At 46.7% G+C, this 7259-nt stretch carries 6 protein-coding genes; 4 read left to right on the forward strand and 2 right to left on the reverse strand.

Annotated features, from left to right (window positions below; genetic code table 11):
* On the reverse strand, positions 1 to 980 hold a 980-nt coding region (locus tag JF818_RS02645; RefSeq protein WP_198890440.1), incomplete at its 3' end, for an ABC transporter substrate-binding protein.
* Positions 981 to 1122: 142 nt separating this feature from the next.
* Here JF818_RS02645 and JF818_RS02650 point away from each other — a divergent pair.
* Positions 1123 to 1752 (forward strand): adenylate kinase, encoded by a 630-nt coding sequence (locus tag JF818_RS02650; RefSeq protein WP_198890441.1) that lies wholly within the window; start codon positions 1123 to 1125, stop codon positions 1750 to 1752.
* On the opposite strand, the gene JF818_RS02655 is transcribed toward JF818_RS02650, so the two are convergent.
* Complete coding sequence (locus JF818_RS02655; protein WP_198890442.1) at positions 1733 to 2794, reverse strand: LacI family DNA-binding transcriptional regulator; 1062 nt, start codon at positions 2792 to 2794, stop codon at positions 1733 to 1735. The genes JF818_RS02650 and JF818_RS02655 overlap by 20 nt on opposite strands.
* 144 nt (positions 2795 to 2938) lie before the next feature.
* Here JF818_RS02655 and JF818_RS02660 point away from each other — a divergent pair, with 144 nt between their 5' ends.
* The 3 genes from JF818_RS02660 to JF818_RS02670 form a co-directional block, all read left to right on the forward strand.
* Positions 2939 to 4801 (forward strand): glycoside hydrolase family 13 protein, encoded by a 1863-nt coding sequence (locus JF818_RS02660; protein ID WP_198890443.1) that lies wholly within the window; start codon positions 2939 to 2941, stop codon positions 4799 to 4801.
* Positions 4802 to 4912: 111 nt separating this feature from the next.
* On the forward strand, positions 4913 to 6421 hold the full coding sequence (locus JF818_RS02665) for an IMP dehydrogenase (protein ID WP_198890444.1): 1509 nt from the start codon (positions 4913 to 4915) through the stop codon (positions 6419 to 6421).
* 71 nt (positions 6422 to 6492) lie between these two features.
* Positions 6493 to 7259 (forward strand): PAS domain-containing protein (locus tag JF818_RS02670; RefSeq protein WP_198890445.1); only part of this gene is annotated, 767 nt, incomplete at its 3' end.

Below are 7259 nucleotides of genomic sequence, written 5' to 3' on the forward strand. Positions count from 1 at the left end.
GTGCAGAGCCATGCGAGGAAGGCTTTCGCCTCCTCAGGATACTTGGTTGCCCTATTCATCGTGATAGCCATATCAGGGTGGAAGCAGATAGCAGTGTTCTTTCCCTTTGGAGCAGGAATGGCAAACAAGCCCCAATCAAAGGATGCATCCTTATAGACACCGGCTGTCCAGCTACCATCCACGAACATGACCGCTTTCTGGCTGTTGAACAGTACCTGGCTGTCATTGTAGGTAACCGACTCAAAACCATCAGGACAGTATCGTGCAACATCTGCCATGGCTTGGTAGGCAGCTATAAAGTTCTTATCATTGAGAGGAAGCTCTCCATTCTCATATTTCACCCGCATGTCAGCCCCTCCGATATAATTGGGGAGCAGACCGAAGAAGAAGGTCTCAAGAATATCCCACTCATCAGCCAATCCATTGGCAAGTGGCGTATACCCTCTGTTTTCAAGAGTGTTGCAGAGTGAGAGGAATGATTCCCAGTCATTTGGAATGGAAAGTCCTTCCTTCTCGAAAATATCCTTGTTGTAATATACCGCATGACTCACTGCTGCAAAAGGAACAGCGAACATGGTTCCGTCACTCATCTGCCATGGGGCAAGATTGCTTGCCGTGAAGTTATCCATGAGTCCCGGAATATCTGTACAATCGGCAAAATATCCAGCATTGAACAACTCCTGACCTGCTGCGTATGAACGGGCGTACATCAAATCTGGGCCGGTTCCACTGTCCAGTTGCAGACGCAGGGTAGCGTTGTAGTCTGGAGGATTTGTCGGTTGGAACTTGATCGTTACCTCAGGGGCAAGCTTTTTGTAAGCAGCAAGCAAGCGATTCATCTGCTCTACATCATCGGTTCTCCAGGAACCCATGGTGAGCACCACCTCATCAGAGGCTGCAGCCTTTGATCCTTGGGCAGAAACAGGAAGCAATACACAAAGAAGCAACAGCATAGGTAGAAGAACGTGCAATCGTTTCATACAATACTCCTTCTTAGTGAAATTTTGTTATAGTATAGCATTAAATAAACTGATGTTTGTAAATTTTCTACATCTTTACAGGGGAGGACAAAATAGGGACATTGTGGTAGGATGCTACTATTCTTCTGTTGTGAGGTGTAACATGAATTTAGTTTTTCTCGGCCCTCCGGGTGCCGGTAAGGGGACCATCGCGTCCGAGGCAAAAAATCATTTTGGCATTCCCCATATTTCGACTGGCGACCTGTTTCGCAGTCATATCAAAGGGGATACTGAACTAGGCAAGCAGGTAAAAGCTATCTTGGCTGCCGGTGATTTGGTTCCAGACTCTGTAACCATTGAGATGGTAAAACAGCGTTTCCTTGAATCTGATGCAAAGAATGGTTTTATCCTTGATGGATTCCCACGCACCATTGCCCAGGCTGACGCACTCGCAGAGATGAAAACGCTTGATGCAGTGGTGAATTTCGTACTTGACCGCGATCAGATTGTAAAACGCCTGAGCGGCAGAAGAGTGTGTAAATCCACAGGAAGAACCTATCATATCCACTACAATCCACCTAAGGTGGAGGGTATTGATGATGAAACAGGAGAGCCTCTCATCCAACGTGATGATGATAAGCCAGAGGCAATTTTGAATCGTTTGAGTGTCTATGAGGAGCAGACAGAGCCCCTTATTGCTTACTATCGTGAGAAAGGATTGTTGGTCGATATCGATGCTTCCCCAGCTCCAGATGAAGTTCTCTCTGCCTTGATCAAGGCTGTACAGAAGTAAGATCTTTTACTGAATCACGTTTTATCAACGTGTAGGGAATTTGAATATGGACGCTTTGCAAGGTCTCCTTGTTTATCATATTAAACAGGGCTTCAGCAGCAAGGCGTCCTTTTTCCTGTGCTGGCTGGTCTACTGTTGTGAGATGGGGGATGATACAGGAAGCTTCATCAATATTATCGAATCCTGCAATAGAAATATCCTCAGGGACAGACAAACCCTCTTCATTCCAACTGACAATACACCCAATTGCCACAATGTCACTCATTGAGACAACACAGGTGGGCATCTTTCCAAATGCCATAATTTCCTTGCCTCTCAGTTTTCCATCTGCAAGTGTTGGTTCACTTACCAAAACCGGTACATCTTCGGGGGGAATTCCCACTTCCTTCAAAGCTTTCCTGAAACCCTCCATTCTTCGTTGGGGAAGGCTCATCTTTGTTGCCTTCTCAGCAAAAATGTCTTGTCCCAGTGAAATGATGCAGATGTTACGGTGTCCCGATTCGAGTACTGTTTTCATCAATTCATAGGAAGCCAACTCATCATCGATGTTTACACTGGGCATATCTTCATCAGGAGTCCCATCAAGGGTCACATAGGGGATCAAGCGGGTTTTCATGACCGAGACAATGTCCATATCGACCTGCATACCCATGGTAATCAAGCCATCAACTGCTGCATTGCGTACAGCTTCTGTTACACTCTCATTCAATGGTGGGATCAGGGTAAGCGTGTAGCCATATTTTTCACAGACACCCCCAATGCCTAGTAGTACTTGTTGTGCATACGGGTTCTGCAGTGAGTACCGAATTTCCTGTGGAAGCAGGAAGCCTATGGAAAGATGTCTACGGAGTGAGAAATTGCGTGCCATTGGATCAGGTATGTATCCAAGCCGTTCAGCGGTCTCAAGAATCTGGTTGCATGCCTTCTCGCTGATCCTCGATGGATCATTGAATGCAAAGGAGACTGCAGTCTTGGAATATCCGCTCTCTCGGGCGATATCCTTGATCGTAGGTCGTTTGATTCTGGTCGTTTGCTCTGCCATGGTGCAATCCTCAACTTCGGCCGATATCCTACCACAATGTTGTATTGAAGGGGAACAATGCAGGTTGCACAGCCGCAAAACTTGGTATATTGTTATACTAAACCGGTTTTGTAGTACAGTCAACAAACAATATGAGGAAGTAATATGATCAGTACAACCTGGAAGCTATCCATTGACAGTAATGTCTCAGCCTTGTATATCCAACCGCTCTACCCAAAGAAGGGTGAGATGGTGAGCGTTTCAATACAGGTGGACTCATCCGCCCCAATCAAACAAGTAAGATTGGTGAGTTTCCAGCTTGGACGTGAGATGCAGATCACACTGGATAAAGTGCAGGAAGGGTCTCGTACATTGTACAAAGGCAGCTTCAAGCTGGTGGATACATCAGCCTATTGGTATTTCTTCCTGGTTACGGATGAAAGAGCGTATTCCTATAGCAAGGTGGGCGTGAAAGCCTCTGTTCCTCCACTTGCAGAATGTTTCCACTTGGTCAGTGACCTGGTCCCTGTAACGTGGGTGGGGAGTGGCCTCTGTTACCAGGTGTTTCCTGATCGATTCCGTAAGGGTGATCCGGCCGTTGGTGCGAAAGAAGGACAATACAGGTTTGATGGGGGTGAGGTCACAGTACACGGTTTTGATGAAATCCCCCTTGAGTTCGAGGAAGGGCGATGCCTTGATTTCTTCAACGGTGACCTGAAAGGTATTGAGGATGCCATTGACCATTTCAAGAGCCTTGGCGTAACGGTGCTCTACCTTAATCCTATTGGGATGAGCAAAACCACCCATCGCTATGACTGCACCGATTTCTTTCATGTAGATGAGAAGCTCGGTGGAGATGAGGCTTTTGCCCACCTCTGTGAGGCGCTCCATAAGGAAGGAATTCGCGTAGTAGTCGATATTTCAATCAATCATACTGGAACTGAACATCCCTGGTACAAGAAGGCTCTCTCTGATCCCTCAAGCAAGGAATCCACCTATTATTACATCAATGATGATGGCTCTGTAGCGTTCTGGCAAGATGTCGAGACGCTACCGCAGCTTAATTACAACAGCGATGAACTACGTGATTTGATCTACCGTAGCCCTGATTCCGTATTGCGTTCCTTTCTCAGGAAGCCCTACCTCCAAGACGGTTGGAGACTTGATGTTGCAAGTGAGGTCGGACGGAGGGGAGATGACCAGTTGTGCGAAGAGATCTGGAGGGAAGTTCGACAGGCAGTCAAGAAAGAGAATAATCAAGCATACTTGGTAGGAGAGGACTGGGTTGATTCCACCCCATTTCTCCAGGGTGATATGTGGGATGCAACCATGAACTACCTGGGAAGCAGCCGGCCGATGAGAAGCTGGATGGGTGAGAAGGACCGGTACATGGCAGATTGCTGGGGCCAGAATCCTGGGACGACAAGAGCCTTCAATGGGATTGAGTTTGCAGAAGCGCTTCAAAGCCATCTGCAGTCAATGCCACAACAGATGCTTAGCATGCAGATGAATCTGATCAATAGTCATGATACCCCTCGTCTCTATGCCCATCAGGAAATTTTTGATTTTTCTCTTTATGCTGGAATTGTGAAGTTGTTGTATGTACTTCCCGGTATGCCGAACATCTATTATGGGGAAGAAATTGCGCTTCCTGGCCCGTACGGATCTGTTGAATCCGCTCGATATCCCATGCAGTGGGACCAAGAACAGTGGAACAAGGATTTCTTCTCACTCTATACAAGGCTTGGACAGTTCCGCTCAGCTCATGCTGATACCCTTGCCCATGGTGCTTGGAAGGTACTCTATAGCGATGAATACTCTCTATGCTTTGTTCGGTATACGAATCATGAGGCAATACTCTGTATTTTGGGAAAGCATGAGAGGCCGACTACCATTAGACTTGACAATACACTGTTGCAAATCACTTGCTTTGAGGGTTGTGATGCAGAGAGGGCAATTGTTCATTCTCACACGATAGAGGTTGCACTGAAGGAAAAAGATTCATTGCTTCTGGTGGGTAAGCGGTAAGCTGTCTATAGATAGTTTGCAACAAATCGGATGATATTTGTTGCAATATGCTTGCAATACTATAGATATCTGTGCACAATATGGTGCCAAAACCCTCTAAGGAGTTGCGTTATGGCCTACCTCTATGAAGAACCCTCCCGAACATTCAGTGAATACCTGCTAATCCCAGGATATTCCAGTACCGAATGCATTCCAGCAAATGTGTCCTTGAAGACACCCTTGGTCAAGTACAAAAAAGGGGAAGAACCCTCCATCACCCTCAACATTCCCATGAGTAGTGCCATCATGCAATCCGTGAGTGGTGAGGAAATGGCCAAGGCTCTCTCAAGGGAGGGTGGAATCAGTTTCATCTATGGCTCACAGCCTATCGATGCACAGTGCGCAATGGTAGCCCGTGTAAAAGCTTTCAAGGCTGGTTTTGTACCCAGTGATTCCAATCTCAGGGCAGAGGATACGCTTTCAGATTTGATAGCACTTAAAGAGAAGAAAGGGCATTCTACCATTGCCGTGACAGAAGATGGCAGCAGCTCAGGAACATTGCTTGGTGTTGTCTCTTCACGTGACTGGAGGCCAAGCAGGACCTCTCTCGATACCCCGATCAACCAGATCATGACACCATTTGCAAACTTGGTGTACGCCCGTGAAGGGATAACACTCAGTGAGGCAAATGACATAATCTGGGAACACAAACTCAACAGCCTTCCCATCGTGGATGAGAAGAACAGACTCAAGTACTTTGTATTCAGGAAGGATTATGACTGTCATAAGGATAATCCTGATGAGTTGCTTGATGAGAAGAAACGTTACCGTGTTGGAGCTGGCATCAATACCAGAGACTACAAGGAACGGGTTCCAGCCTTGGTTCATAGCGGTGCCGACGTACTCTGTATCGACTCATCTGAAGGGTACAGTGAATGGCAACGCCTTACACTCTCCTGGATCAAGAAGCAGTATGGGGATCGAGTAAAGGTTGGAGCTGGGAATGTAGTGGACAGGGAAGGATTCCTCTTCCTCGCTGAAAGCGGTGCTGACTTCGTGAAGGTCGGCATTGGCGGAGGATCGATCTGCATAACCAGAGAGACAAAAGGAATTGGAAGAGGACAGGCAACAGCCTTGCTCGAGGTCGCAAAAGCCCGTGATGAATACTTCAATGAGAAGGGTGTATATATTCCCATTTGCTCTGATGGTGGAATAGTCCTCGACTACCATATGACCATTGCATTGGCAATGGGTGCCGACTTCCTGATGTTGGGACGCTATTTTGCACGATTTGACGAGTCACCGACAGAGAAGGTAAATGTCAAGGGTTCCTACATGAAGGAGTATTGGGGAGAAGGATCTTCCCGTGCACGAAACTGGCAACGATATGACCTTGGAGGGGATGGAAAGCTGAGCTTTGTGGAAGGTGTCGATTCCTATGTCCCCTATGCAGGCCCGCTGAAAGACAATCTCAACTTGAGTCTAAGCAAGATTAAATCAACCATGTGCAACTGTGGTGCACTCAGCATTCCTGAATTGCAGCAGAAGGCTCGATTAACGGTAGTCAGTTCCACTTCCATCATAGAAGGCGGAGCACATGATGTATTGCTCAAAGATTCCCAGGACTCGGTGAAAAAATAGATGTTCTATCATACTTCTTACATGAAATGTGCTACAATGAGATACTTTTTGTGGAAGAGGGTGTAAGAAGTATGAACGAGGTTGGTCAAAGCGGCCCTAATAAAGAGCGAATGCTTTCTATCAACAACCTTCCCGGTGGAGTGGGGGTATATGAACTTGGCGATGAGATAATTGCAACCTATCTCAGTAGAGGTTTGTCCAAACTGCTCGCATACACCCCGAAGGAGTTCCACAACTACAATGAACTTGATTTGTTGGACTCCGTACATGAAAAAGAGCGAAAACGTATCAAGGCAGTTTTCCAGAAACTGAAGAGCAGCCACAAGGAATTGGATGTATCCTTTCGATTACAACGTAAGGAAGATCGTTTCATCAGACTGCTTGGTAGGTACAGCCGTCACCATGGTCAATTCCCTGTATACTACCTAGTGGCCAGCGACGTTTCAGAAGCACACCATAATGCCCTTGCACTGGAAAGACAGAATACCAGGCTCCAGTTTGCATTTTCTCACTCTACCTTGGAAATGTGGGAGTATCATCTTGATGAAGATCGTCTTGTTGCGCTGTCAAGAACTGTTCTTGGTGGCCATACTCCCCTTGAGATTCACAACCCTGCTGATTTCCTGCTTGAAGAAGGCTATATCCATCCTGACTTTTCAGTGACCCTGAACCATGATTTTGCACAATTGCAAGCTGGCAATGAACCAGATTCAATCCTTTCAGTCCGTAGTGCAGCAGGCTCATTCCGATGGCTGAGATTGAGTTATGCTTTTCTCTCAGATGGAGAACAGGAACATCGCAGAGCGATTGGAATTTTTCAGGATGTCCATGATGAGAT

The organism is Sphaerochaeta sp. S2 (assembly GCF_016406725.1).
Classification (GTDB): domain Bacteria; phylum Spirochaetota; class Spirochaetia; order Sphaerochaetales; family Sphaerochaetaceae; genus Sphaerochaeta.

Coding starts and splice junctions, on each gene's coding strand:
- JF818_RS02650 (WP_198890441.1), top strand. CDS start 1,123: ATGAATTTAGTTTTTCTCGGCCCTCCGGGTGCCGGTAAGGGGACCATC.
- JF818_RS02655 (WP_198890442.1), bottom strand. CDS start 2,794: ATGGCAGAGCAAACGACCAGAATCAAACGACCTACGATCAAGGATATC.
- JF818_RS02660 (WP_198890443.1), top strand. CDS start 2,939: ATGATCAGTACAACCTGGAAGCTATCCATTGACAGTAATGTCTCAGCC.
- JF818_RS02665 (WP_198890444.1), top strand. CDS start 4,913: ATGGCCTACCTCTATGAAGAACCCTCCCGAACATTCAGTGAATACCTG.